23 protein-coding genes are annotated in these 26,391 nt (G+C 68.3%); 11 read left to right on the top strand and 12 right to left on the bottom strand.

Translation table 11 applies throughout. The features are described from left to right. Positions 1-62: 62 nt before the first annotated feature. The 3 genes from ACWGE0_RS11430 to ACWGE0_RS11440 form a co-directional block, all read right to left on the bottom strand. On the bottom strand, positions 63-1,511 hold the full coding sequence (locus tag ACWGE0_RS11430) for an alpha/beta hydrolase (RefSeq protein WP_452260787.1): 1,449 nt from the start codon (positions 1,509-1,511) through the stop codon (positions 63-65). A gap of 64 nt (positions 1,512-1,575) precedes the next feature. Next, positions 1,576-2,292: a MerR family transcriptional regulator gene (locus tag ACWGE0_RS11435; RefSeq protein ID WP_452260788.1), complete on the bottom strand. Its 717-nt coding sequence runs from the start codon at positions 2,290-2,292 to the stop codon at positions 1,576-1,578. A 171-nt stretch (positions 2,293-2,463) separates the two neighbouring features. Beyond that, positions 2,464-4,170, bottom strand: coding sequence for a S8 family serine peptidase (locus ACWGE0_RS11440; protein WP_452260849.1), 1,707 nt, complete (start codon positions 4,168-4,170; stop codon positions 2,464-2,466). A 228-nt stretch (positions 4,171-4,398) separates the two neighbouring features. Here ACWGE0_RS11440 and ACWGE0_RS11445 point away from each other — a divergent pair, with 228 nt between their 5' ends. Continuing rightward, positions 4,399-5,502, top strand: coding sequence for a sugar ABC transporter substrate-binding protein (locus tag ACWGE0_RS11445; RefSeq protein ID WP_452260850.1), 1,104 nt, complete (start codon positions 4,399-4,401; stop codon positions 5,500-5,502). A 12-nt stretch (positions 5,503-5,514) separates the two neighbouring features. On the opposite strand, the gene ACWGE0_RS11450 is transcribed toward ACWGE0_RS11445, so the two are convergent. Together ACWGE0_RS11450 and ACWGE0_RS11455 are read right to left on the bottom strand one after the other, a co-directional pair. Continuing rightward, positions 5,515-6,219, bottom strand: a complete 705-nt coding sequence (locus tag ACWGE0_RS11450; protein ID WP_452260789.1) for a hypothetical protein — start codon at positions 6,217-6,219, stop codon at positions 5,515-5,517. Positions 6,220-6,292: 73 nt separating this feature from the next. Continuing rightward, on the bottom strand, positions 6,293-6,544 hold the full coding sequence (locus ACWGE0_RS11455; RefSeq protein WP_452260790.1) for a hypothetical protein: 252 nt from the start codon (positions 6,542-6,544) through the stop codon (positions 6,293-6,295). Positions 6,545-6,751: 207 nt separating this feature from the next. Between ACWGE0_RS11455 and ACWGE0_RS11460 the strand changes: the two genes are divergently transcribed. The 5 genes from ACWGE0_RS11460 (at position 6,752) to ACWGE0_RS11480 (ending at position 10,211) form a co-directional block, all read left to right on the top strand. Next, positions 6,752-6,958, top strand: a complete 207-nt coding sequence (locus tag ACWGE0_RS11460; RefSeq protein ID WP_045310925.1) for a cold-shock protein — start codon at positions 6,752-6,754, stop codon at positions 6,956-6,958. A 107-nt stretch (positions 6,959-7,065) separates the two neighbouring features. Next, complete coding sequence (locus tag ACWGE0_RS11465) at positions 7,066-7,950, top strand: glutamate ABC transporter substrate-binding protein (protein WP_452260791.1); 885 nt, start codon at positions 7,066-7,068, stop codon at positions 7,948-7,950. Continuing rightward, a complete protein-coding gene (locus ACWGE0_RS11470; RefSeq protein WP_452260792.1) occupies positions 7,947-8,561 on the top strand; it encodes an amino acid ABC transporter permease in 615 nt (204 codons plus the stop codon). The genes ACWGE0_RS11465 and ACWGE0_RS11470 overlap by 4 nt, the downstream gene beginning before the upstream one ends. Further along, positions 8,561-9,328, top strand: a complete 768-nt coding sequence (locus ACWGE0_RS11475) for an amino acid ABC transporter permease (protein ID WP_452260793.1) — start codon at positions 8,561-8,563, stop codon at positions 9,326-9,328. Before ACWGE0_RS11470 ends, ACWGE0_RS11475 begins: the two co-directional genes overlap by 1 nt. Next, positions 9,309-10,211, top strand: a complete 903-nt coding sequence (locus ACWGE0_RS11480) for an asparaginase (RefSeq protein ID WP_452260794.1) — start codon at positions 9,309-9,311, stop codon at positions 10,209-10,211. Before ACWGE0_RS11475 ends, ACWGE0_RS11480 begins: the two co-directional genes overlap by 20 nt. On the opposite strand, the gene ACWGE0_RS11485 is transcribed toward ACWGE0_RS11480, so the two are convergent. Further along, positions 10,205-10,657: an ester cyclase gene (locus tag ACWGE0_RS11485; protein ID WP_452260795.1), complete on the bottom strand. Its 453-nt coding sequence runs from the start codon at positions 10,655-10,657 to the stop codon at positions 10,205-10,207. The two genes, ACWGE0_RS11480 and ACWGE0_RS11485, sit on opposite strands and share 7 nt — an antisense overlap. Positions 10,658-10,725: 68 nt before the next feature. Between ACWGE0_RS11485 and ACWGE0_RS11490 the strand changes: the two genes are divergently transcribed. Beyond that, positions 10,726-11,361 carry a TetR/AcrR family transcriptional regulator C-terminal domain-containing protein gene (locus ACWGE0_RS11490; protein ID WP_452260796.1) on the top strand — a complete coding sequence of 212 codons (636 nt, stop codon included), beginning with the start codon at positions 10,726-10,728 and terminating at the stop codon, positions 11,359-11,361. On the opposite strand, the gene ACWGE0_RS11495 is transcribed toward ACWGE0_RS11490, so the two are convergent. Together ACWGE0_RS11495 and ACWGE0_RS11500 are read right to left on the bottom strand one after the other, a co-directional pair. Continuing rightward, positions 11,358-13,370: an NPCBM/NEW2 domain-containing protein gene (locus tag ACWGE0_RS11495; RefSeq protein ID WP_452260797.1), complete on the bottom strand. Its 2,013-nt coding sequence runs from the start codon at positions 13,368-13,370 to the stop codon at positions 11,358-11,360. The genes ACWGE0_RS11490 and ACWGE0_RS11495 overlap by 4 nt on opposite strands. Positions 13,371-13,487: 117 nt before the next feature. Then, positions 13,488-15,197 (bottom strand): acyl-CoA dehydrogenase family protein, encoded by a 1,710-nt coding sequence (locus ACWGE0_RS11500; RefSeq protein WP_452260798.1) that lies wholly within the window; start codon positions 15,195-15,197, stop codon positions 13,488-13,490. 120 nt (positions 15,198-15,317) lie between these two features. Here ACWGE0_RS11500 and ACWGE0_RS11505 point away from each other — a divergent pair, with 120 nt between their 5' ends. Both ACWGE0_RS11505 and ACWGE0_RS11510 read left to right on the top strand, forming a co-directional pair. Beyond that, positions 15,318-16,397, top strand: a complete 1,080-nt coding sequence (locus tag ACWGE0_RS11505) for a WD40/YVTN/BNR-like repeat-containing protein (RefSeq protein WP_452260799.1) — start codon at positions 15,318-15,320, stop codon at positions 16,395-16,397. Further along, positions 16,394-16,678 carry a MoaD/ThiS family protein gene (locus tag ACWGE0_RS11510; RefSeq protein WP_452260800.1) on the top strand — a complete coding sequence of 95 codons (285 nt, stop codon included), beginning with the start codon at positions 16,394-16,396 and terminating at the stop codon, positions 16,676-16,678. The genes ACWGE0_RS11505 and ACWGE0_RS11510 overlap by 4 nt, the downstream gene beginning before the upstream one ends. A gap of 522 nt (positions 16,679-17,200) precedes the next feature. Here ACWGE0_RS11510 and ACWGE0_RS11515 read toward each other — a convergent pair. Beyond that, the gene (locus ACWGE0_RS11515) at positions 17,201-18,178 is read right to left on the bottom strand and encodes a zinc-binding dehydrogenase (protein WP_452260801.1); all 978 of its coding nucleotides are present in this window, start codon (positions 18,176-18,178) and stop codon (positions 17,201-17,203) included. Positions 18,179-18,284: 106 nt separating this feature from the next. Continuing rightward, entirely contained in the window at positions 18,285-19,751 is a 1,467-nt protein-coding gene (locus ACWGE0_RS11520) for an aromatic amino acid ammonia-lyase (RefSeq protein WP_452260802.1), read from the bottom strand. Between the two features lie 30 nt (positions 19,752-19,781). Between ACWGE0_RS11520 and ACWGE0_RS11525 the strand changes: the two genes are divergently transcribed. Further along, entirely contained in the window at positions 19,782-22,757 is a 2,976-nt protein-coding gene (locus tag ACWGE0_RS11525) for a DEAD/DEAH box helicase (protein WP_452260803.1), read from the top strand. Continuing rightward, positions 22,750-23,586 (top strand): SWIM zinc finger family protein, encoded by an 837-nt coding sequence (locus ACWGE0_RS11530; protein WP_452260804.1) that lies wholly within the window; start codon positions 22,750-22,752, stop codon positions 23,584-23,586. Before ACWGE0_RS11525 ends, ACWGE0_RS11530 begins: the two co-directional genes overlap by 8 nt. On the opposite strand, the gene ACWGE0_RS11535 is transcribed toward ACWGE0_RS11530, so the two are convergent. Both ACWGE0_RS11535 and ACWGE0_RS11540 read right to left on the bottom strand, forming a co-directional pair. Further along, positions 23,583-23,915: a hypothetical protein gene (locus tag ACWGE0_RS11535; protein WP_452260805.1), complete on the bottom strand. Its 333-nt coding sequence runs from the start codon at positions 23,913-23,915 to the stop codon at positions 23,583-23,585. The genes ACWGE0_RS11530 and ACWGE0_RS11535 overlap by 4 nt on opposite strands. Before the next feature lie 11 nt (positions 23,916-23,926). Continuing rightward, on the bottom strand, positions 23,927-26,011 hold the full coding sequence (locus ACWGE0_RS11540) for an esterase-like activity of phytase family protein (RefSeq protein ID WP_452260806.1): 2,085 nt from the start codon (positions 26,009-26,011) through the stop codon (positions 23,927-23,929). Positions 26,012-26,391: the final 380 nt, after the last annotated feature.

A 26,391-nucleotide genomic window follows, 5' to 3' on the forward strand; every position in this document is an offset into this window, starting at 1 on the left:
GCCCTGGGAGCGTTCACATGGCAAGGGCCCAGCTCGCTCGCGAGCCGGGCCCCCACCTGTCATCAGCCGTTCTCAGCTGCGCACTTCTGGTCGTTCGGACGCTGTCCGCCGAGCAGGTACTCGGTGACCTTGTCGTTGGCGCACTTGTTCTTGCCGAAGATGTAGGCGCCGTGCCCGCCCTGGTCGATCGTGATCATCGCGGCCCTGTCGCCGAACGCGCGGCGCGTCGACTGGGCGCCGACCAGCGGCGTCGCGGGGTCGCGCTCGTTCTGCACCAGCAACACGTTGCGCGGGCCTCGGTCGGACGGCAGAACCTGCTTCTCCACCGGCTTCGGGAAGAAGGCGCACGGCTGGATGTTCGCCGCGGCCGCGCCGAACATCGGGTTGCGGATGCGGTCGATCGCCACGTTGCGCTCGTACGTGCCGACCGACGACGGCCAGGTGGAGTCACCGCAGATCACGTTCAGGCGGCCTGCCAGCAGGGCCTGGACGCGCGGGACCTCGGGGTACTCCTGTGGCGGCTGCGGCTGGCCGGTGTCGAAGGCCTTCCAGGAGGCGGCGAGCTTCGAGAAGGCCTTGTCACCGGTGTCGTAGAGGGCCGTGAAGTTGATGAAGCGGAACAGCCTGCCGTCGTAGCCCTCCACCGAAGGCTTCTCGTCGAGCCTCGCGGCCAGCTCGAAGAACTTGGTGCGCACCTGCTGCGGCGTCGTGCCGAGGTTGTACTCGGGGTGCGCCGCGGCCCACTTCGCGAAGTCGGGGAACGTGTCCTCGACGCCGCGGCCCATCAGCCGGCCGCCCTCGACGTCCCAGCCGCCCTTCGGCAGGTTGCTGTCGATCACGACGCGCTCGGAGGTCTTCGGGAACAGCGTGGCGTACACCGAACCCAGGTACGAGCCGTACGAGTACCCGAGGAACGACGCCTTCTTCTCGCCCAGCGCCGCACGGACCGAGTCCAGGTCACGCGCGATGTTCGCGGTCGTGTTGTACGGCAGCTCGCCGGCCGAGGACGACTTGAGGCACTGCTCGGCGATCTTCTTGACCTCGTTGGCGCGCTGGCGCACTTCGGAGGAGTTGTTGGCGTACGGAGGCACGCTGCCGTCAGCCATCTGCTCCTCGGTGAGGTCGCATGTGGACGGTGAGCTGTAGCCGATCCCACGCGGGTCCATGCCGATGATGTCGTACGCGTCCTGCACGTCCTGTGGCAGTCCGACCGCCTTCAGCACGGCCGGGAACGTCAGTCCCTCGCTCGGCCCGCCGGGGTTGGTCAGCAGGATCCCCTTGCGCTTCGCGGGGTTCTTGCTGGCCAGCCGGGTGATCATCACCTCGGTCCTGCGGCCCTCCGGCTTGCGGTAGTCGAGCGGCAGTCGGAGCTTTCCGCACTCCAGACCGGGCCGCGCCACGTCGGCGGGACAGGTGACCCACTGCACCTCGGGCTTCGGCGTGGCGGCGGACGACACCCCCGGTACCGCCACCAGTGCTGCGGCAGCGGTCACGACCGCGGCCAGTGACATCGTATTTCGCATTAGCAAATACCTCCCCGACGACGCGCTCCCGGCGCGTCGAACCAATGGAATGTCAGTCGTTCATGCGGACGAGAACGTCCAGCTGCGCCTTGTTGTAGAGCTCGACCAAGACGTTCACGACAGTCCGCCGCGCGTGCTCCACACCTCGCGGGGCGTCGCTCCACAGACCGGCCGGATCCGGGAACGCGGCGCGGATCTGAGCCATGTACGGCATCTCGCGCATGGCGTCCGCCACCCGCTGCCGAGTCTCCTCGTCCGCGTCCTCCGGCAGGTTGTCGAACGCCACCACCGCCGGATCCCGCGAGTAGTCCTTCAGCGTCCCGGCGTACCTGGCCAGCGTCTCCGGCGAGAGCAGCTGGGCCAGCACGACGGTGAACGAACGGTCCTGCGGAGACAGGTTCGCGTTCTCGATCATCGCCGCGACATCCGGCGGCAGATCGGTCGGCGTCTCCTGGCGCAGGACCAGTGCCAGCTCGGCCCTGATCCGTTGCAGCCGTTCGATCGTCGCGGCCAGCTCGGCGTCGAGCTCGCGCAACGCCTCACCGGGATGTTCGTCCCCGTCACCGAGGTCCGCGATCTGCGTGAGCGACATGCCGAGATCGGTGAGACGCTTGATCCTCATCACCCGCACGAGATGGGGCACGCCGTAGCTCTTGTAGCCGTTGGCGCGGCGTTCCGGCTCCGCGAGCAGGCCCACCTCGTGGTAGTGCCGGATCGTGCGCAACGTCGTGCCGGCGAGATCGGCCAGCTGGCTGGTGCTCCACCCCACGACGTTCCCCTCCGTTCGGCCTTCTGACACGACCAAGTTGAAACTATGCCGCTACGGCACGGTCAAGGCAGACCGGATCTTTCAGACGAAGGTGGCGGGGAGAGTCCACTTTCGTCGCATGCGAAAGGCCCCCGTCAAGAACCCGGGGGCCTTTCGTTGTCCTACAAGGACTTAGATGAACTGACCGCCGCGGGTGACCGCGCCGTAGGCGTCCACGATGCCGTGACCGTAGAAGCCGTTGAACTTCGAGTCACCTTCACAGGTGGCGTCGAACTCCGGCGAGCGGCCCACGTTGACGTACGACACAGTGCGCGGGTTCGGGCACGCGCGCTGGATCGCGGTCTTGTAGAGCACCTTCTCGACCTTGTCCGGGTCGAGGGTCAGACCGGGGTTCTTCTTGTCCTTCTTGCCGTACTGGCTGACGATCAGCGCGGCGACACCAGCGGCGTGCGGGGCGGCCATCGAGGTGCCCTGCAGGAACTGGTAGTAGCCGACCTTGTCGCCCTGCACGGCCTTCTTCACGCCCGCGGCCAGACCGGCGGGGGTGATGTTGCCGGCCTCGTCGATCGCGCCTTCGGCGAGAGCGACGTTGCGCGGGTAGGTCGACAGGATCAGGTTCTCGTTGGTGCGGTACCACGGCGTGCCGAGGCCGTCGCGGAAGTAGCCACCGGGAGCCGAGATCGCGGTCTGCTCGAGGCCGTAGTTCGAGTAGTCGGCCTTGGCGGTCGACGGGCCCAGCGAGGAGACCGAGATGACGTGGTTGCCCTCGGTCGGCAGGTTGAGGCAGGTGGCGTTGTCGACCGGACGCGGCCGGTTGTGGCCGGGCGGGTAGTTCGGGCTGACGGTGTCAGTCCGCGGCTTGCCCAGGTCCTCGTGGTTGTTGCCACCGGCACCGATCAGCGTGACGCCCTTGCGGTGCGCGTAGTTCAGCGCGCGCTGCACGGACGCGATGATCGTGCGCTGCTCCAGCTGCTCCTCGGCCGACGCCGTGGAGTCGTTGATGCAGTTCATGTACCAGGGGTCGACGTAGAACGACATGTTGATCACGTCGAGGCCGATGTCGGCGCCGTAGGTCAGCGCGTCCACGACCGGCTGCAGGAAGAACGAGCCGGCGTCCTGGCCACCGCGGATGTTGACCAGCGACACGTTCGGCGCGACACCGGAGATGCCGAAACCGTTGGCAGCGGCGCCGATGGTGCCGGCGACGTGCGTGCCGTGGCCGCCGTCGTCCCAGTTGCCCGGGTCGACGCAACCGCGGAACTCACACGGGCCGTCGAACACGCCACCGTCGGAGTCGTTGGGGATGTCGACGGTGAAGTTGCGCGAAAGCTCGTTGTTGAAGTTCGGCGCGATGTCCGGGTGCGAACCGTCCACGCCGGTGTCGAGAATGCCGACGTACACGCGCTTGTCGCCGGCCTGCTTGGCCCGCGCGATGTTGGAGCGAACGAGGTTCAGGCCCCAGAGGTCACCGTCGAGCGGGTCCATGCCCGCCGTCGACTTCGACTCCGCGGGCGCCTTGTTCGCCTGTGCGGCCTTGTTCTCCTTCTCGACGTTCTCCCGCTTGGCCTTCTCGGCCTGCGCCACGGGAGCGTGACCGATCGGCTTGGTGCGTGCGGCGCCGACGATCTGGTCCGAAGCGGAAACCTTCTCCACGAACCCGTTCGCAGGAGCCTTGACGGTCAGCACACCGATGGCCTGGTTGTCCCGCACGACCTCGCCGCCCGCCGCGTGCACGGCGTCGATCGCGAAGTCGCGGTTTCCGGGGTCCTCGATCAGGACGGTGTACTCCGTGTCCTGCTGGCCCGCGGCCGAGGCCGGCGCGGCCCCCGCCGCCGAAGTGCCCGCGGCGATCAGCGACACCGTTGCCGCCACCGCCATCACGGTTCTGCGCGTTCTCACCTAGCTGTCTCCTCACACCCGGTCAGGGCTGGATCCAACAACACAGCGCGGCCCCCGATTGCCGCCCAAGTCAGACACACTGACACGAAATTTCGCTGCGCATCAGCGCCTTTCGTACGGAATCGAACTGTAGCCGATCGGAAGCGGAGCGTAATGGGTGGGAAGAAATCTTGACTTAACAACATTCAAGCGATGAACTTCGCGATTATGCGAAGACGGGTAATGGCAACGTCGGCGTGCCTGCTCTTTCTCCTCTCTGCCTGCGGTGACGCAGGTCAGGGCTCTCCGACGCTGCCCACGCGTGGACCCAAACCAATCGTCGGGGTAATCCTTCCCGACCGAACGACTTCCACGCGCTGGGAAGAACAAGATCGCCCCCTGCTCACGCAGGCGTTCAACTACGCGGACATCGAACCGTTCATGGAGAACGCGGAGGGCGACGAAGCGAAGTTCGCGCAGATCGCCGACGAGATGATCCGGCGCAAGGTGAAGGTCCTGATGATCACGCCGTTGTCGGCGGCGGGCGGTCTCGCGGTGCAGAAGAAGGCGAAAGCCGCGAACATCCCGGTCATCGACTACGACCGCGTGACGCTCGGCGGCCAGGCGGAGTACCACGTCGGTTTCGACAGCGTGAACGTCGGCCAGCTCCAGGCCGACGGCCTGCTGACCTGCCTCGGCGACAAGCCGGGTGCCCAGATCATCGAGATCGAGGGCGCCCCGACGGACCACAACGCCACGCTCTTCACCCAGGGCCAGAAGTCACGGCTGTCGACGAAGTACGACAGCGGCGCGCTCAAGCTCGTGAAATCCCAGCCGGTCGCCGACTGGAACAACGACCTCGGCGGGCAGCTGTTCGAACAGATCCTGAACGACAACGCGGGCAAGGTCGACGGCGTGGTCGCGGCCAACGACGGCCTGGCCGGCGCGGTCATCGGGGTGCTCAAGAAGAAGAACCTCGCGGGCAAGGTCCCGGTCACCGGGCAGGACGCCACTGTGGACGGTCTGCGGGCCGTGCTGCGCGGCGACCAGTGCGTCACCGTCTACAAGCCGGTGCGCGACGAGGCCGAGGCCGCGGCCAGGCTGGCCATCGCGATCGCCCGCGGCGACCTGGAGGGTGCCGATGACCTCGCCACCGGCAACCTGCGGGATCCCGTCGCGCGGCGCGACATCAAGTCGGTGCTGCTCGGCGCGACGCTGATCAAGAAGGAGAGCGTGCGCACGCTGGTGACCGAGGGCATCGTCAAGCCGGCGGAACTGTGCGCCGGAGACCTCGCTGCCGCTTGTGCACAGCAGGACATTCTCGGAGGGTGATTCGGACCCGCGTCACGGCCTGTCTTGATCAGGTAGGTCGTGGCGTCCCGAGATGAACTCCTGCACGGCGATCTTCGCGCGGATGATGGGCTGCCGGATCCGCGCCTCCCTGCGGTATGCCCGCGCGAGCTTGCGCGTGCCCTCCTTGTAGCGCCAGCGCGCCCACGGCGAACCGGGCCGGGCCAGCCGCACGGCACCCACCGCGGGCACCACCGGGACGAGCAGGCCGAGCAGGCCCGTCCAGATCTTTCCCTTGAGCAGCGCCACGATCGCGAAGCACAGGTTCACGCCGATGGTGATCACCCTGAGCGTGAACGTGTCGGTCGGCGTGGTCTCCGGGTTGAGCTGCAGCACCTCGTCGTAGCCGAGCGGGCGTGCGCCGAGCAGGAACGTCCCGGTGAGGCCGATCGCGAGGAACACGGCGTCGACGGACAGCCGGCCCGCCTTCATCCAGTACACGTCCCGCAGGTGCAGGATCAGCGCGAACTCGTCCAGCACCAGTGCCGCGCCCACCCCGAGGCCCGCCGCGGCGGCCAGCCTGGCGCCGTGCATGTCGTCCGGGATGACGAGGTTCGTGACGCTGGACAACAACAGCAGCACCGTGCCGAACACGACGTGATGCACGTGCGTGTCGCCGTGCACGATGTTGCGTGGCCACCAGCGCACCTTCGCCCTGATCAACCGCACGCTGATGCGGATGAACACGAACGTGGTCACCAAGCCTACGAAGAAGAAGAGCAGTCGTTCGCTGCCGGTCAAGCACGGCCCCCTGGGTCAACGACCCACCAGGTTACCGGCCCCGGTTGTCGTTGACCTGTCCGTGCACCTTGCCGATCTGGATCACAGTGCCGGAGGAGGTGCCGGTGTAGGTGTTCGTGATGACGTCGCCGGTCCGCCGCTGGTCCTCCCGCCCGGCGTTCGCCAGGTGCTTCTCGGCGAGCGAATGCAGGCCACCAGCGACTTCTGGCGCGATCGCGGCCTTGATCGACAACGTCGGCTGCTCCGGCACGAAGACCTCCGCGGGGGTCGTTTGGCATCTCACGGTAGCAGCGAGATCGAGTGCTCGACTGGGAGCGGGAGGTCGTGGTTCACTGTCCAAGGTCGTACGTTTCGTGTTCGTGGATCAGCCCCGCTCGCGGAACGAGGTCGCGAGTGAGTGGTTTCTCCAGGTTCCGGAGAAGGCGCCGCTGGTGACTTGACCCGGTGGTCGCGAGCGCGATCCGGCACCTGTTAGAGGAGAAGTAGCAAGATGGCAGTACAGGGCACCGTCAAGTGGTTCAACGCGGAGAAGGGCTTCGGCTTCATCTCCCCCGACAACGGTGGCGCCGACGTGTTCGTCCACTACTCGGAGATCCAGGCGAACGGCTACAAGTCGCTCGAGGAGAACCAGCGGGTCGAGTTCGAGATCGGTCAGGGCCAGAAGGGCCCGCAGGCCCAGGGCGTTCGCGCCGTCTGAGTCTGACTGATCAGCGCATCTGATCAAGACAAGCCGCCTGTCCACTATTGGACAAGCGGCTTTGTCGTATCTTGTGCCCGCTTGATCGCGCTCAGTAGCTTCGGGGCATGGGGAGACTGTTCGTAGCAGCGGTGTTGCTCTTCGTGGCCGGATGCGCCGGCGGTGAGTCCGCGGTGCCGGGCGCCGGTGGCACCAAGATCGACGCCCTGCTCGCCAAAGCGCCCGTTTACACAGGTCAGGTGACTCCCGGCTCGGCCGTGGACCGCATCAAGAAGCGCGGCAAGCTGCTCATCGGCGGCTCCCAGGACGCGCCGTTGCTCTCGCAGCTCGACCCGATCAGCGGCGAGCTCACCGGCTTCGACGCCTACCTGGGCAAGCTGCTGGCGCACTACCTCGTCGGCAAGGCGGAGACCGAGCTGCTCAGCGCTACTTCGGAGACTCGCGAACCGTTGCTGGCCAACGGAACCGTCGACGTGATCATCCAGACCTACACGATCACCCCGCAGCGGGCGGAGCGCGTCTCGTTCGCCGGCCCGTACTACGAGTCCGGGCAGGCCATCGCCGTGCGCAAGGGCACGTCCGGCATCGCGAAACCCGCTGACCTGGCGGGAAAGACGGTGATCGTGGGTGCGAACACCCCTGGGGTGAAGGCGGTGCGCGATGCCGCGCCCACCGCGAAGATCGTCGAGTTCGGCTCGGACCCCGAGTGCCTGACCGCGTTGAAACAGGGCCGTGGCGAGGCTTACGTGCAGGACCAGGCGATCCTGGTCGCCGACGCGTCGAAGGACAGCGAGCTCCAGCTGGTCGGTGAGCCGTTCACCGAGGACCCGTACGGCATTGGCATCAAGCACGGTGACGCCGAATTCACCAAGGTGGTCAACGACTGGCTGCGGGAAATCGGCAAGTCGGGGCTGTGGCAGGACGTCTGGAAGCAGACGATCGGCACCGTGGTCACCGGCGACGCGCCGGCGCCACCCGCGATCGCCTCATGAGCCTGGTCCTCGAAGGCTTTCTGAACACCATCGCCCTGACCCTGCTGTCGTTCGCCGGTGCGGTGACCGTCGGTCTGCTGGTCGCGGTGCTGCGGATCGTGCCGGTGCCGTTGCTGCGCGGGGTCGGCACGGTCTACGTCGAGGTGTGGCGGAACATCCCGTTGCTGGCCTGGCTGGTGCTGTTCGTGTTCGGGTTGCCCGAGGTGGGGCTGAAGATGCCGTTGTTCTGGACGGCTTTCACGGCGATCGCGCTGTACGAGGCCGCTTTCGTGGCGGAAGCGCTGCGGTCGGGCGTGAACTCGGTGGCCTCCGGGCAGGGTGAGGCCGCACGGGCGTTGGGGCTGTCAGTCCGGCAGTCGATTCGGCACGTGATCCTGCCTCAGGCCGGACGCCGGGTGGTGCAGCCGTTGGCGAACATCGCGATCGCGTTGACGATGGCGACGGCACTGGCCGGTGTCGTCGGGGTGGTGGACATGACCCGTGCGGCGCAACGGATCAACCTGGAGCTCGCCCAGCCGTTGCTGGTCTTCACCGGTGTCGGGCTCTGCTATCTGGTGCTCGCGGCCGGGATCGGGTTCGGTGCACGGGTGCTGGAACGGCGGCTGGCCTGATGTTCGACGCTCCCGGACCGCGGTTCCGGCGCAGGGTGTTCTGGGTCTCGGTGGTGTCCGCGCTGGTGCTGGCCGGGCTGGTGGCCTTGGGGTTGCGGCAGTTCGCGGCGAACGGACAGCTGGACCCAGTTCGGTGGAGGCCGTATCTGACCTGGCCCGTCTGGCGTTATCTGCTCGGGGGCCTGTGGTCGACGGTGGTGGCGGCGTTCGCGACGGGGGTGCTGGCGATGGCGGGAGGGTTGCTGCTCGCGTTGCGGCCCAACCGGTTCACCCGCGCCTACGCCGAGGTCATGCGCACGGTCCCGGTGCTGCTGCTGGTGTACGTGATGCTGTTCGTGCTGCCGTCGTTCGGCGTGAACCTGCCGCTGTTCTGGAAGCTCGTGGTGCCGCTGGCGTTGTCGCACGCGGCGTCCTACGCGGTGATCTTCCGGGCGGGCGTGGAGTCCGTCGATCCCGGGCAGCGCGAGGCGGGGTTGTCGCTGGGCATGGCGGACGGCGTGGTGACGCGGTTCGTGGTGCTGCCACAGGCCGTACGGCACATGACGCCGTTGCTGGTGACCCAAGCTGTCAGTCTGTTGAAGGACACCTCGCTGGGGTATGTCGTGTCCTACACGGAGTTGTTGTTCAACGGGCGGGTGCTCGCGAACTACAACGGTCTGCTGATCCAGACCTTCATCGTCGTGGCGTTCATCTACCTGGTGGTCAACCTGGCGTTGTCCAGGCTGGCGCACCGCCTGGAGGTTTCCCGTGCCCGCACTGCTCGCTGAGGTCACGCGGAACGGATTCGTGGAGAGCCTGCACCACGGCAGCGTGGTCGGGCTGCTGCCGTCCGGCGAGGTCGGAGTTTCCGTTGGGGCCGCGAAGGATCCGGTGCTGCCGCGGTCGTGCATGAAGCCGTTCCAGGCGCTGGCGTGCCTGTCGGCCGGGGCGCCGCTTGCGGGACCCGCGCTGGCGATCGCGGCCGGGTCGCACACAGGGGAGAACCGGCACGTCGAGCTGGTGATGCAGCTGCTCGGCGGGTTGCCGGTGGGGTTGCTGCGCTGCCCGCCGTCCTGGCCGGAGGACGAAGCGACGCGGCAACGGGTGACGGAACCGTCTCGGGTGCGGATGAACTGTTCCGGCAAGCACGCGTCGATGCTGGCGGCGTGCGTGGCCGCCCGGTGGCCCACCCAGACCTATTTGGAGCCGGCACATCCGTTGCAGCAGCTGGTGTTGCGGACGGTGGAGGACCTGTCCGGCGAGTCCGTCGCGCATACCGCGATCGACGGTTGCGGTGCGCCTGTGTTCGCGTTGTCGTTGCACGGCTTGGCGCGTGCGATGCAGGGCTTGGTGCGCACGCCCGTTGCCGATGCCATGCGCAAGTTTCCCGAGTACGTCGGTGGAACCGGGCACGTGAACACCGTGGTGATGCAGCTGCTGCCGGATGTGGTGGCCAAGGGCGGCGCCGAGGGGGTGCTCGTGCTGGCGACGGCGGCCGGGCACGCGGTGGCCGTGAAGGTGCTCGACGGCAACCCCCGCGCCACGACGGCGATCGGGCTGACGGCGCTGGCGCAGCTCGGCTACGACGTGTCACCGGCCAAGGAACACCTGTCGGTGCCGGTGCTCGGCGGCGGTCAGGTCGTCGGCGAGGTGCGCGTGGTGTTTCAGTAGGGCCCGGTGTATTCGTCGGGGGCGGCGAGCAGTCCGAGCTGACTCATGACGGTCGCGCTGTCGCCGTACACCCGTTCGCAGATCAGGACGTCCTTCTCGAACAGGAAGAAACCCACCATCCTGACCTTGAAGGACTTGTTCGTCGGTTCCTCACCGAGGAGGCTGCCCAGGTGCGTTCCCGACAGTTCGAACTCGACCACCACCGCGTCATCGGCGTGGTGGATGTCGATGACCTTGTTGCGCTGGTCCGGGAACGTCGCCATGGTGCGCTGCCAGTACGCGCGGACCTCGTCCACGCCGTCCAGCACCTGGCCGGACGCCATGATCTCGTACCGCGGGTGCGGAAACGCGTTCAGGGAGGTGTCGAAGTCGAAATCGTTCTGGCATTCCATGTGCTCCAGGACGATCGCCTCGCGCAGCGCTCTGAGCGCCTTGGATTCGGTCATGCCGGCCGACCCTCCTACGTACGCCGTACGTCGCAGGGAAGCTACTCCACGTCGTATGGTCTCCGCCAGTGTCCTCGTCACGTGAACCGTTGACCCGCGCACGCATCGTGGATGCGGCCGTGCGGTTGATCGAACGTGAGGGCGTGGAGGCCGTCTCGATGAGGCGCCTCGCCGCCGAACTGGGCGCGGGCACGATGTCGTTGTACAACCACGTGCCGAACAAGGCCGTGCTGGTCGACCTCGCCGCCGAGCGGATCATGGCGGAGGCGCGGCCGTACCACGTCGACAGCGACGACTGGCGTGACCACATCCGGGCCCACGCGCGGGCGGTGCGGGAGCTGGCGCTGCAACACCCGCGGGCGTTCGTGATGCTGGCGACGCGGCGGCTGAGCACCGAGGCGGGGTTCCGGACGATCGAGGCCGCGCTGATGAACTTCGACCGGGCGGGCTTCCGGGGCAAGATCGCCGTCGGGATGATGCGGGCGATGGTGTCCTACCTGCTGGGCACGCTGATGAGGGAGGTCGCGACCTCGCCGGAGCTCGGCGGGATCGCGTTGTCGCCGTACGAAGACGTTGACACGTCGGCGTTTCCGTTGTCCGCCGAGGTGATCGACGAACTGGGCGCCTACGACCACGACCATGAGTTCGAGTTCGGGCTCGAACTCATGATCGCGGCTCTGGAGCGTTATCAGTCCCCGGACTAGCAGGTGATCTTCAGGTCACCCCAGTTGGCGTGGTCGTAGGACTTGCCGTTGCCGCCGTCGAGGACGACCAGGCGCGTGACCGTCGCGCCGGAGACGTTGGCCTCCAACGACTTCGCGGCGTCCGTGCCGCTGACCGGTCCGCTGTCGTAGACCCTCTTGTCGTCGGCCCACACCTCGTAGCTCACGAGGCTCAGCGGGTTCACCTTGTTGTCCTGGATGCCGATGGTCGCGGTGACCTTCGAGCAGTTGCCGCCGGTGTAGTACTCGATGTGGGCGGGGGCGTGCGTGCCGAGGCCCTTCGTGAACACCTTGCCGCGGATGGTGATCGGACCGCCGTCACCCTGTTTGGCCTCGCCGTTGGTGGTGTTGATCTCGACCGGGCCGTGGCCGTTGGCGCTGCGCAGCCATTTCAGGTCGCTGACGAACAGCTCGCCCTTCGGTGCCGCGCCGGGTACCAGTGCCTCGGTGGAGTACTGCCTGGTCACCGGGTTGTTCTCGTGCGGGCTGTGGAAGGTGAAGCTCGCGCTGACCGGGAACCGGCCTGAGGCCGCGTCCTGGGGGACCGTCACCTGCCAGGTGGTCCTGAAGGCCTTCTCGCCGGGCAGGATCGCCTTGAAGCTGCTGGACGTCGCCTTCGCGGTCCAGCCCAGGGGGACCTGGAGGGCGGCCTGGACCAGGGCGATCGGCAGGCGGCCGGTGTTGGTCACCGACGTCGTGTAGGTGACGGACTTGCCGGGCTGCACGATCGGCAACGCGCCGGGATAGAGGACCTGGCCGTCCGCGGCCGTGGTGATGGCCGGTGGGTAGAGGTACCAGTTCTGGGCCGCGCTGACGCGGAACATCGCGGAGCCGTGCGGCGGGAGTGCGGCGCTGATCGAGCCCGCGGTGTGCGTGGTGGTCTTGGCCCACAGGTCGCGGACCTTGTAGCCGCTTGCCTTGGTGAGGCCGAGTTCCTGTGCCGGCACGGACATGTTGGCGGCGCTGTCGTTCTCGTTGAACAGCAGCACGGCCTTGTCGCCGTTGCTGAGCGGCTTCACCAGGACGTGGTTGCCGCCCTGGTTGCGGACGACCTTGCCCTGCACGCCGAGCTTGTCCTGGTTGACGGCGATGACCTCGCGGTTCTCCAGGATCTCGAACGTCTCCGGGGTGACCTTGCGCAGGTCCGCGCCGATCAGCAGCGGTGCGGCCATGATCGACCAGAGGCTGAAGTGGCTGCGGTACTCGAGGTCCGTCATGCCGCCGTTGCCGACCTCCAGCATGTCCGGGTCGTTCCAGTGGCCGGGGCCCGCGTAGTCGGCGAGCTCCATGTTGCGCTTGGCGATCGACACCATGGAGTTCCAGTTGTCGCTGATGTCGCCGGTGGTGCGCCACAGGTGGCCGACGTCCTTCGCCCACTCCCACGGCTTGTTCTGGCCCCACTCGCAGAGGCTGAACACGATCTTGCGGCCGGTGGCGTGGAGGGCGTCGCGCATCTTGGTGTAGCGGAGCTTCGCGTCCACGCCCTGGTTGTTGCAGTTGTCGTACTTGAGGTAGTCGACGCCCCAGCTCGCGAACAGCTTCGCGTCCTGCTCCTCGTGGTTCAGTCCGCCCGGGAAACCGCCGTCCTTGTTGCAGGTCTTGGTTCCCGCTGACGTGTAGATGCCGAACTTGAGGCCCTTGCCGTGCACGTAGTCGGCGACGGCCTTGATGCCGTTGGGAAACCTGGTCGGGTGGGGGACGAGGTCGCCTTGCGCGTCGCGTTCCGGGAGGGCCCAGCAGTCGTCGATGTTGACGTACTCGTAGCCGGCGTCTTTGAGGCCCTTGTTCACGAAGATGTCGGCGATGCCCTTGACCATCTCTTCGTTGAAGTCGTTGCGGCAGTGCGTGGTGTTCCAGTTGTTGAAGCCCATCGGCGGCGTGAGGGCGAGGCCGTCGTCTTTGAGTGCGGTCTGGGCTTGGGCAGGCGAAATGAGGGTGCCGGCGGCGATGAGGACGGCTACTGCTGCGGTACGCCATCTGCGGTGGTCCACGTGCACGCGCTCCCTTGGCTGTGGAGTGCGGCGGCGTCTCATGTAAACGTTTGTGGAACACATACGTCAAGGGGGCAAAGCTCGTCGCTTTGCCCCCTTGTGTCCTGATTGGCTGTGCTAGGGGCGCATCTCGTACTGGCCGGAGAGCGCCACGACCTGCTGCCAGACGGCGTCGAAGCGGGCCTGGTCGACGTTGGGCTTGCGGATCTGCGAGAGCGCCCACTGCTGCTGGGCCTCGGTGCTGCTCGGCTTGCCGTGCAGGGCGGTCGCGTAGCCGGCGAAGTCGCGGACCAGCACGTCGAAGATCTGGTCGAGCACGCTCTCGTCGGTCTTGGTGATCTTGGCCTGCTCCAGTACCAGCTGGCCGTAGACGACCAGGGTGAAGAGATGGCCGAGGTTCAGCAGGAAGTCGAGGTCCTTCTGCTGGTCCGCGTCGGGAGCGGCGGTGGCGAGCAGGGTCTTGATGGCGTTCGCCTGCTCGTGGAACAGCCGCACGTTGGGCAGGTGGGCGTGCTCGGTGTAGATCGGCTCCCAGTCGTGGAACTGGATCTTGCCGAGGCCGCGCGCTGGGCCCTGGTGCCAGAAGAAGTCGTCGTCCGCCGCGTCGTGGCGGGTCGGGACCTCTTCGTAGGCCTTGGGGTTGAACAGGTAGTTCGGCATGAACTTCAGCACCAGAGCCAGGTTCACGTGCACGGTGCCTTCGAGCTTGGGCAGTGCGCGGATGTCGGCGGTGGCGCGGGTGAAGTAGGTGTCCTTCTCGAAGCCCTTGGCCGCGATGACGTCCCAGAGCAGGTCGATGACGTTCTCGCCCTCGCTCGTGACCTTCATCTTGGTGATGGGGTTGAAGAGGAGGTAGCGGCGGTCGTTCTCGTTGGCGCTGCGGAAGTAGTCGACGCTGCGGTCCGCGAAGAGCTTCATCGCGGTGAGGCGCGCGTAGGCGTCGACGAAGTTCTGGCGCACGTGCGGGAAGTCGGTGACCGGGTTGCCGTAGAGGATCCGGTTGTGGGCGTGCGTGATCGCCTCGTAGAAGGAGTGCTCGCAGATGCCGATGCTGGCCGTGCAGAGGTTGAACTTGCCGACGTTGACGGTGTTCAGCGCGGCGGAGAAGGCGTCGGGGCCGCGGTGCAGGACGTCCTTCTCGGTCAGCGGGTAGTCCTCGAGCCGGAACTCGCTGACGAACATCTGGCTGTCGACGACGTTCTTGACCAGCTTGAAGTTCTCGTGCTGGCTGTCGACGGCGAAGAAGACGTACTCGTCGGAGTCGGCGAGTTTGCCGAACACGCTGACCATGCCGGCGACGTTGCCGTTGCCGATGTAGTACTTGCTGCCGGTGGCCGTGTAACCGGTCTCCGTCTTCGTGAGGATCATGTCGGTGCTGTAGACGTCGGCGCCGTGCTCTTTTTCGCTCAGGCCGAACGCGAAGACCGCGCCGCTGTCGAGGAGGGCCGCCGCCTTCTGCTTGGCCTCCTCGTTGCCGCTCATCCAGATGGGGCCGAGGCCGAGCACCGTGACCTGCCAGGCGTACCAGTACTGCAGGCCGTAGAAGCCGAGCACCTCGCTGAACGCGGCGTTGCGGGCGGCGTCCCAGCGCTTGGTGCCGTCCACGCTCGCGGGCGTGCAGAAGGTGGCGAAGAGCTTCTCCTGCTTCACGAAGTCGAGGAACTCCGTGTACCAGACCTTGTCCTGCGCGTCGGCGATCAGCTGCCGCTTGCCGCGGGCCTCGAACCAGTCGACGGTCGCCCTGAGCAGGCGGCGGGTCTCGTCGTCGAGGTGGGCGGGGTCGTAGTGGTTCGGGTCGAGCAGCACTGGCGCCTCCTTCGTCTCCATTCGGACGCTACCAGTGAGTAACTTGCAGGTCTACGTGGGGATTCTTTGGTGGCCGGAAATTGTCAGACCCCCGGCGTAACGTGCTCCGCATCACATTCTTCGGCAGGAGGCTGCGTTGCGATGACGGTGGTTGTGGCGATCGGTACGCGCAAGGGACTGTGGCTCGCCCGCAGCGAGGATCGGGTCAACTGGCAGCTCGACGGACCACACCACGCGATGCAGGAGGTGTACGCGGTCGCCTTCGACACCCGCGGTCCTTTGCGGTTGCTCGCGGGCGTGGCGTCACCGCACTTCGGGCCGGGCGTGTCCATTTCGGAAGACCTCGGAGCCTCTTGGGAGGAGTCCTCCTCGCCGCCGATCGCGTTCCCGGTGGACGAAGCCGCGCTCGAACGCGTGTGGCAACTCCAACCGGCCCCCGCCTCCCAGCCAGGCGTCGTGTGGGCGGGCACCCAGCCGTCAGCGCTGTTCAAGTCCACGGACGGCGGCCGCTCGTTCGAGTTCGTCGAGGGCCTCTGGAACCACCCGCACCGCCCGGAATGGGAAGCGGGCTTCGGCGGCCAGGCAGTCCACACGATCGTGCCCGACCCGGTGGACCCCGACCGCGTGCTCGTCGCGATGTCGACCGGCGGCGTCTACCGCACCGCCGACGGCGGCAAGTCCTGGGAAGCCCGCAACAAGGGCATCAAGGCCTACTTCTTCCCGGACCCGTGGCCCGAATTCGGCCAGTGCGTCCACAAGGTGGCCCAGCACCCGGCCGCACCCTCCCGCTTCTACGCCCAGAACCACCACGGCGTGTACCGCAGCGACGACGGCGGCGACTCCTGGCAGTCCATCGCCGACGGCCTGCCCACGGACTTCGGCTTCGCGATGGTCGTGCACCCCGCCGACCCGGACACGATCTTCACCTTCCCCATCGAGGCCGACGGCCGCCGCTTCCCACCCGAAGGCAAGTGCCGCGTCTACCGCTCCCGCGACGCCGGCTCGTCCTGGGAAGCCCTGGGCACCGGCCTGCCCGACGACTTCTGGACCGCGGTGATGCGCGACGCGATGTGCACCGACGACGCCCCCGTCCCCGGCGTCTACTTCGGCTCCCGCTCCGGCGAGGTCTACGCCAGCCCGGACGAGGGCGAGACCTGGCACCAGGTGGCCGCCCACCTGCCGGACGTGATGTCGGTGCGAGCGGCGGTGATCCCCACGTGAAGGTGACGGTCCTGATCCCAGGCGTCCTGCGCACCGCCACCGACGGCGCCTCCCACGTGGACGTCGACGTCCCCGAGCCCGCCACCCTCGGCGGCGCCCTGGACGTCCTGGCCGACACCTATCCGGGCCTCGACCGCCGGCTGCGCGACGAACGCGCCGTCCTGCGCCGCTACGTGAACTTCTACGTCAACGGCGAGGAGTGCCGCCGCCTGTCCGGGCCCGCCACCCCGCTGCCGGCCGGCGCCGAGATCCAGATCCTGCCGTCGGTGGCGGGCGGCTGACGTGGGCTGAGCCATGCCGCGCCAGGTCGGCCGGGCTGCGCCGTACCGGGGATGGCGGCGCAACCCGGCCGTCCGGCAGGGCCTGGTCGTCCGGCGGGGCCTTTGGGGTCGACAGGCCCTTGGTGCCGGCGGTGTTTCTTCGGTTCGCCAGCCCGCGCGCTTCCTCGTTATGCGAGGGATTGGTAACGCTGTTTCAGGACGTCTCGATCGGGTGAAACTCGGCCTTTGGATCATCACCGCCCGTGTTCCTCTCGGTGTCCGCGGGGACTGCGTCGTGAACTAGAGGGGCGAGGAAGCGAATCAGGACAACCAATCTCTCGGCCCTGGTGAAGGGCAGCGGGCGGACGACGTGGGTTGAGCCGGTCGCGGCGGGTTGTGCCAGGTCGCCGGGTTGAGCCGAGCCGCGTCGGACTGGGCTGGGCCGCGCCGGGCTGGGCCGCGCCGGGCTGGGCCGAGTCGTGCCTGGCTGCGCCGTACCGGGGATGGCGGCGCAACCCGGTGGCCTGGCTCGGTGAGCCTGCGCTAGATGAGCAGCAGCGACTTGCCGAGGGTGGCGCGTTCCTCGAGCGACCGGTGCGCCTTCTCGGCCTCTGCCAGCGGATACGTCGCGCCGATCACCGGACGGATGCGACCGGCAGCGGCGAGGGTGAGCGCCTCCGTCAGGACTTCGCGCACGGTCGCCGGGTCGGGAGCTCCGGCCCCCAGCACGTTGTCGACGTGCACGCCGGCCGCGGCTGCCACGTCGGGGTCGATGTCGGCGAAACCGTCCGAGCTGCCATAGGTGACGAAGGTGCCCCCGGTGGCCACTGTCTCGAACACGGCCTTGCCGAGTGGTCCTCCCGCGCCGTCGAAGGCCACGCTGACGCCCGCCGCCTCGCCGACGCCGCCCGTCGCCTCGCGGACCCGGTCCTGCCAGCCGTCGACCGAGTAGTCGAAGGTCAGTTCCGCGCCCAGTTCGCGGGCCAGTGCGAGCTTGCGTTCGCCGCGGGCCGCCGCGACCACTCGGGCGCCGGCGTCGCGCATCAGTTGCACCAGCAGCGAACCCGCGCCGCCTGCGGCCGCCGCCACCAGGACCCAGTCGCCTTCGGCGATCTTCGTGCGGCGGGAGAGGAGTACCGCGGTGGCGCCGTCGTGCAGCATGGCCGTCGCCTCGATCGAGCTCAGGCCTTCCGGGACCTCGACGATCTCGTCGGCCGCGAAGACGACCTGCTCGGCGTAGCCGGAAGGGCCGCGGCCGACGACGTGGCGGCCCAGCCAGGCCGGGTCCACGCCCTCGCCGACCGACAGCACGTGTCCGGCGCCGCCTCCGCCTGGGACGTAGGGCGGGTGCCGCGGGAAGAACTCGCCGCCCCAGCCCCGGCGCAGCAGCGTGTCGAGCAGGATCACGTCGGCGACCGCCAGGCCGACCACGACCTGTCCGGGGCCGGCCACCGGTTCGGGCACCTCGTCCACGCGAAGTGCCTCTGGCCCACCGAACTCGTGCACACGGACAGCACGCATCACGACCACATCCCCACCTCGATCAACTTGGTCACGCTCACCGTAAGAGCTCAAGTAAGGTGGAGATCAAGGCCGGGATTTCCGGCGATGGCCCTAAGTCGATCGCCTAAAAGGTGGCGAAGTCGTCGAGCAGGGCGGAGGCCACCTCGACGTCCGGGCTGAGCTGGCGGTCGGACATCTCCGGGTTCAGCTTCGACTCGGCGGTCTCGAAGGCGGCGCGCAGCGACGGTGTCTCCGGGGCGATGCCGCGCAGGCGCAGGGCGCGGACCGCGGCGACGACCTCGCAGGCCAGCACCAGGCGGAACGCGGTCAGCGATCGCAGGGCTTGGGAGGCGGACTGGAAGGCGAAGCTCGAGTTCTCCTCCTGGCCGCGCGACACCACGGCGTTGCCGATGCTCGCGGGTTCGGCGAGCGTGCGGACCTCGGCCAGCGCGGAGTTGGCGCTGTACTCGAGGATCATCACGCCCGAGCTGCCGGGCACGCCCTCCGCCAGGAACGGGCGCAGGCCGGTGAAGCTCGGCTCCACCAGCGTGGTGAGGCGTGCCGTCGACAGGTGGCCGGTGTGCAGCATCGACAACCGGAGCCGGTCGAGGGCCTGGCCCAGGTACGCGCTGTGGAAGGCGCCGTGGTGGTAGGCGGCGTCGTCCTCGGGGCCGAACTGGTCGGCGACGATCAGCGGGTTCTCGGCTGCCGCGTTGAACTCGACGTCGAGGACGCGGCCGAGGTCGGTGGCCGCGTCCACGGCCGGGCCGTGGATCTGCGGGAAGCAGCGGTAGCCGAACGGGTCCTGGATGCGGGCCGGCGGGCGGGACGGCTCTGCCAGCAGGCGGCGCATCTCGGCGGCGACCGCGACCTGGCCGGGGTGCGGGCGGCCGAGGTGAACGCGTTCGTCGTAGGCCTCGACCGCGCCGTCGACGGCCAGGAACGACAGTGCCGCGACGACGTGGGTGGCCTTGAGCAACTGGTGCGCGTCCTGCCAGGCGAGGCCCGCCATGCCGATGGTGAGGGCGTTGCTGCTGATCAACGCCAGCGCGTCGCCCGAGTCGAGCTCGATCGGATCCGGGGTCTGCGTCGAGCCGAGCCAGTAGCGCTCGCCGAGCAGCGTCAGGCCGGTTTCGGCCAGCGCGGTGAGGTCACCCGTGCCGATCGCGCCGTACTCGTGCACGCCGGGGTAACAGCTGCTGTTCAGGGCGGCGAGCAGGGCGTCGGCCACCGCCGGGCGCACCCCCGCGCCGCCCGCGAGGAGCTGGTTGAGGCGCACGACCATCATGGCGCGCACCTGTTCCTCGGGGAGCATGCCGCCGAGGCCGCCCGCGTGGCTGCGCAGCAGGCGCAGGCCGTGCTCGGCCCAGCCCTCGGTGCTGATGATCTGGTCGCGGTTCGCGCCGACGCCCGTCGTGCGGCCGTACACCTGTCGTCGCACCACCAGGCGCTGGCTGGCGCGCCACGACGCATCGAGGCGTGCGAGGCCGTCCGCGTGCAGAGTCACCGGGGCGTGATATCTCGCCACGCGCACCACGTCGTCGGCGCCGAGGGACTGACCGTCCAGCACGACAGGGGAGTCTTCGACCATGGCACCAATGTGAGCACATAGGGTTCGAAGGTGCTCGTATTGCATGGCCTGTGCACGACCGACGGCGTCCTCGCGCTGTGGGCCGAGGACTCCGGGCTGCCCGCACGCAGTGAGAGCGCTCGACGGGACGCACCGCACCCGTTCGCGGCGACGGCCGAGTCGCTGGCCGCCGCGCTCGGTCAGGAAGCCCCCAAGACGATCACCAGGGCGTTGCTGCTGCCGTCCTTCTCATCAGGGCCGATGGCCTCGCCGGAGCTCGTCCGCGACCCGTTGGCAGCCGGACGGGCACAGCGCGGCAAGGTGCAGCTGCGGCAGTGGGGCGTGCCCACGATCAGGTTCACCACCAGGCCGGAGCCCGTCGCCGAGGTGCGGCTGAGCGACTCCGCGCGGTTCGTGTTCGACGTGGCCGGGTTCGCCGCCGACCTCGTCGACCGCGGTCGTGTGCTGCCGTCGGTCGCGGCTGACCAGGCCGTCGCGCGGTGGGTGCCGGTGCTGTCGGGCACGGACTCCGCGCGGTTCGCGGCGTTGCAGGCCGCGATGCCGCCCGCCTGCCGGTGCGAGGAGATCGTCAGCGACCCGGCCGAACTGGTTCGCGCCGCGCTCACGACCGCGGTCGACGAGCAGGTGCGGGACCGGCTCGACGGCACGGGGCTCGCGCCGAAGCGGCGTGGCCGGGAGACGACCGCGGAGGCGTGGCTCGCCGCGCTCACCGGCGAGCCGGCGTTCGACGCGGACCCGGTGGAGCTCTACGAGCTGCGCGAACAGCTCGATCGGTGGCGGCACAGCGCGGGCAACGAGAGCCCGGTGCGCACGTGCTTCCGGTTGCGCTCGCCCGAACAGCGCGACGAGGACGAGTGGGCGATCGAGTTCCTGCTGCAGGCCGTCGACGAACCGAGCGTGCTGGTGCCCGCCGCTCAGGTGTGGTTCGCCGACGACGGCGTGCTGCGGCGCTGGATCCCGGCACCGCAGGAGCACCTGCTGGCAGACCTGGGGCGGGCGAGCAGGCTGCACCCCGACCTCGACGAGGCGTTGCGCGGCTCGCATCCCGCCGAGATGGAGGTCGATGCGGAGGGCGCGTACCGGTTCCTGACGGCGGCACCGGTGCTGGGGCAGGCAGGGTTCGGTGTGCTGCTGCCGTCGTGGTGGCAGCAGACGACGAAACTGGGGCTGAAGCTCAGCACGAAGAGCCGCGGCACAGCCGGAACCGTCGCCAAGGAGAGCGAGATCGGCTTGAAGTCCATTGTGGACTACAAGTGGGAGCTCGCCCTCGGCGAGGACGCGCTCACCGACGCCGAGCTCGCCGAGCTGGCCAGGGCGAAGGTGCCGCTGGTGAAGGTGCGCGGCCAGTGGGTGCAGGTCGACCAGAAGCGGCTCGCCGCCGGGCTCGCGTTCCTCAAGCGCGGCGGTGGCCAGATGACCGCTGCCGAGGTCATGCTCCACAGTGGACTCACCGAGGAGGACGAGAGCCTGCCGCTCCCGCTGATCTCCGTCGAGGCCGACGGCTGGCTCGGCGACCTGTTGTCCGGCAAGGCCGACGAACAGGTCGAACCCGTTGAGCCACCGGCGACCTTCCTCGCGCGGCTGCGTCCGTACCAGCAGCGCGGCCTGGCCTGGCTCGCCTTCCTGGACAAGATCGGCCTGGGTGCGTGCCTCGCAGACGACATGGGGCTCGGCAAGACCGTTCAGCTGCTGGCACTCGAAGCGCTGAACCGCTCACACGGCAAGCGCCCGCCGACGTTGCTGATCTGCCCGATGTCGGTGGTCGGCAACTGGCAACGCGAGGCCGCCCGGTTCACCCCGGAGCTGTCGGTGCACGTGCACCACGGCGCGGACCGCCTGGACGGCGACGCGTTGCGCGAGGCCGTCGAGAGCCACGACCTGGTGCTCACGACCTACGCCCTGGCCGCCCGCGACGCCGACGCGCTGGGCGACCTCACCTGGGACCGCGTGGTGCTCGACGAGGCGCAGAACATCAAGAACAGCGCGACCCGCCAGTCCCAGGCCGTCCGCCAGCTCAAGGCACGTCACCGCGTCGCGCTGACCGGCACCCCGGTCGAGAACCGGCTGGCCGAGCTGTGGTCGATCATGGACTTCGCCAACCCCGGCGTGCTCGGCACGGTCAACACGTTCCGCGCGCGCTTCGCCGTGCCGGTCGAGCGCCACAACGACCAGGACGCCGCCGCTCGCCTGCGCAAGATCACGAACCCGTTCGTGCTGCGCAGGGTTAAGACCGACCCGCGCATCATCAGTGACCTGCCGGACAAGGTCGAGATGCGCCAGTTGTGCAACCTCACCACCGAGCAGGCCTCGCTCTACCAGGCGGTCGTCAACGACATGCTGGAGAAGATCGAGGAGGCGGAAGGCATCGGGCGCAAGGGTTTGGTGCTCGCGACGATGTCGAAGCTCAAGCAGGTCTGCAACCACCCGGCGCACTTCCTCGGCGACGGTTCCAGGATCGCCGGCCGTTCCGGCAAGCTCGCGCGCCTGGAGGAGGTGCTGGAGGAAGTGCTCGCCGAGGGCGACAAAGCGTTGTGCTTCACGCAGTTCACCGCGTTCGGCAGCATGCTCGTGCCCTACCTGGCCGCGCGCTTCGACACCGAGGTGATGTTCCTGCACGGTGGCACGAACAAGGCCGCCCGTGACCGCATGGTCGAACGCTTCCAGGACAGCAAGGGTCCGTCGCTCTTCCTGCTGTCGTTGAAAGCAGGTGGCACGGGCCTCAACCTCACCGCCGCCAACCACGTGATCCACCTGGACCGCTGGTGGAATCCCGCGGTGGAGGACCAGGCGACCGACCGCGCGTTCCGCATCGGCCAGCGCCGCAACGTGCAGGTGCGCAAGTTCGTCTGCATCGGCACCCTCGAGGAACGCATCGACGCCATGATCGAGGAGAAGCGCGCGCTGGCCCAGCTGGTCGTCGGAGCGGGCGAGAACTGGCTCACCGAGCTGTCCACGTCCCAGCTGCGCGACCTGCTGACGCTGTCAGGGGAGGCCATCGGTGAGTGAGCACTGGTCCGGCGAACGCCCCCGCTATGGCAAGACCATCAAGGTGGACAACGGCATCAAGGCCACGAGCAAGCGCGGCGATATCGGCGTCACCTGGTGGTCGCGCCGTTTCATCGAGGTGCTTGAGTCGTTCGGCATGGGCGGCCGGCTGACCCGTGGCCGCAACTACGCGCGCCAGGGCCAGGTGCTGTCGCTTTCCTTGTCCACCAGCATGGTCATCGCCCTGGTGCAGGGTTCGCGCCCCACCCCGTACAAGACGCGCATCGCGATCAAGTCGTTCACCACGCCGGAATGGCAGCGCATCGAGCACGCTCTGGCCGGGAAAGCCCTGTACGCGGCCAAGTTGCTGGCCGGCGAGATGCCGCCGGACATCGAGACCCTGTTCGCGTCGCTGGGGCTCCAGCTCTTTCCCGCCACGCAGCGCGAACTGACGATGGACTGCAGCTGCCCGGACTGGGAAGTCCCGTGCAAGCACCTCGCCGCCACCTGCTACCTGCTGGCCGAGTCGTTCGACAACGACCCGTTCGAGATCCTCGCCTGGCGCGGGCGCAGCCGTGAGGACCTGCTCGAACGCCTGCGGACCTTGCGCGGTACGCACGCTTCGGTGACGGCTCGTGCCCGCGATGAGGCGCCGCCGCTGACGAAGTGCCTGGACACGTTCTGGCAGCGCCAAACCACGACGGGTCTGAGCTTGGGCGACCCCACCGCGGTGGTGCGCACGGACGCGGTGCTCGACCAGCTGGACGCCGTGCCGATCACCGTGCGCTCGTCGAACCTCGTCGACCTGCTGCGGCCGGCCTACCTGTCGCTGAAGCCTTCCGCGGACTAGAACAGCTCGCTGATCGTCTTCCAGGTGAAGGGCTCGGCCCAGCTGTCGTCCTCCCGCAGCCAGCCGGTGAAGGCGGCGTTGACCTTGGCCGCGGACACCGTGATCGTCCGGAAGTGCTCGATGGGCGAGCCTTCGCGGTGTTCGAGCTGGTAGAGGCCGTCGGGGCGTTGCCACACCTGGATGTAGCTGTTGTCGTCGCGGTATTCGGACAGGACGACGGTGTTCTCGCTGGCCAGGTCGAGGACTGCCGCCTCGACCTGGCTCGCGTCCGGATTGGTGGTGCGAGGGATCCGGGTGCCCTCCAGAACGGTGTGACGACGTTCAGTCATGCCTCATGACATCAGATCCGGCCAAGGCGCAGGAACACCGACTCACCGGGAGCGTCGTCCACGCCGTCGTTGTCCACCACGCCGACCAGCCGCTGGAACGGCCAGGAGCCGATCACGGCCAGGCCTTCCGGCTTGTCGTGCGTGGCGGCGCCGTCTGCCTGGAGCGCGGGCAGAAGGTCCTTGGCGACCTTCTTGGCGACCACCGGCTTCTCGGTGCCCGCGGGCACCGGCGTCACACCGCTGATGTCGACGCGGTAGACCTTCTTCGTCCTGGCCGCGTCACCGCGCTGGTTGTCGCGTTCGAGGATCAGCAAGGTGCGGTCGTTCAGCGCGGTCACCTCGGACAGCCCGATCCACGCACCGGCCTGCGGAGCGTCGAGCGGGTACGCGACGAAACCCCACTCGCCGGTCGCCGGCGTGTACCGGGCCAACGTGGCCTGGCCGGGTTTGTCGGCCTTCCACTCCCGCTGCACGGCGAGCCAGACCTGCTCGGACGTGCCGCTGCCGATCACGGTCACGCCTTCGTACCCGTTGCTGGTAGCGGTTTTCGCAACCGACTCCGGCAGCGGGATCTCCCGGACGACAGCGCCACTCGCGGCCACTTCCAGCAACAGGTTCGGCTTCTGCTTGCCGTCGCCTTCCACCGCGATCCAGTAGCCACCGCCCCTGCGCGCGGCGATGCCCTCGCCGTCGTACCCGACGGGGTGGCCGTCCTTGGTCAGCGTGAGCTCTTCGCGGACCCGTGCGGGCGCTTTGACGGTGTCGATGGTCAAGATCTTCGTCGGGCTGTACGCCGCGTCCGTCACGGAAACGACGTCACGGTAGTTGCCGGGGATGCCGGAAAGCCCCGACAGCGCACCGAATCCGATGCCGTCCGACACGATCGACGGCGTGCCTTGGTTGTGCGCCAACGACAACGCCAGCGGCGCGCGAGTCAGGCGGTATCCGCTGAGCGACGAGCGAATGCCGTCACCCGCCGCGTCCTCCTCCGCAGCGACCACGAGCGTGCCGGTCGCGGGGATCGGCAGCAGACCCTCCGGCGCGACACCGGTCGGCAACGCCTGCACGAAACGCGGCTTGCGCGCGTTGCTCACGTCGTACACCGCAACGAGGTTGGCGCGTTCCATCCCGACGAACGCGTACCTGTGACCACCGAACGTGGCGACCGCCAGGCCTTCCGGCTCGACGCCCTTGTTGTCCGATCGGCCGTCCGGGTACTGCCCCTGCTTGATGGCGATCTGCTCGAGCTCGTTGCCCGAGGAACGCACCACCGCGCCGGACTCGGCGTCGAAGATCGTCCACGTGCGCGAACCACCGCGGTAATCACCCTCGTCCGCGGTGCCGAGCGTGCGGTCGTCCAGCCAGGCGATGGAGTCCGGCTCGCGGGCGGCCGTGATGGTCTCGGTGGGCGAGATCTTCCCGTCGTCCTTGGTGTCGACGCCCTCGACCGTGGCCGTGCCCGCCGAGAAGTGCTTCACGATGCTGCCGGACCGCAGATCCACAATCGCGATGTGGTTGTTCTCCTGCAACGTGACGGCCACCTGGTCGCGGCCGTTGATGCTGATGTACTCCGGCTCCGGGTCGGCCGGCGCGACCTGCGCGATCCCGGCCAGCTCGACCTTGCGCAACTGCCACGCCGCCGGCGCCCGGCCGACCAGATCGACGATGGTCAGGTACCCCGCCGGGAGCTGGGGGATCTCACCTTCGTTGACGTCTTCGTCGCGCTCGTTCTCGATCGCGATGGCCGCGAACCGGCCGTCCTTGGAGATGTCGATCGAGTCCGGCTGGCCGCCCAACTCGTGCGTGGCCACCACCGCCCTCTTGCCCAGGTCGACCACCACCAGCACGCCCGACGGCTCGGCGCGCGACTTCGAGGTGTTGACCGCGACCAGCGCCAGGTTGCCGATGATGTCGACGGACGTCGGCTCGCCCGGCATCGGCACAACGCCGTCGGGCGTGAGCTTCTGCCCCACCTTGGCGAACCCGATCCGGCGCGCGGGCGAGTCGGTGTAGACGACCAGCTTGCCGTCCGCGGTGGCGGCGGCGATCTCGGCAGCCGTGTGCTCACTCGCCGAACTGTTCCGGAACACCGACATCGTGTCGAACCGCTGGAACCGGGCCGACGCCGACGCTGACGCTGGTGCTGAGGCCGGCGCTGGTGCTGACGACGCGGCGGGCGCGGCAGACAGGACCAACGCGAAGGCCACCAGGCCTGTGCACAACCGGACCACTGGTCCTCCTCAAAGTGCTTGGAGGCGCGCATTGTGGCTGACCGAGTCGTCCGCTGGATGAACGTTCGCTGATCTTCCGGGGTGAAGTGGGTTCTGGGGAGACCGATTCTGCTGGGAGGCGGGGGTTGGGGGCGGCTTGGACGAGTTCTGGCGTCGGGTCGCGAGCCGCTGAAGGTGGGCAGCGGCGAGCGAGGTGGTGCTCGCCAGTGCGGTGAGTCGGCTGGAAATGGTGGGGCGGGCGCAGA

This window comes from Lentzea sp. NPDC054927, from assembly GCF_053610285.1.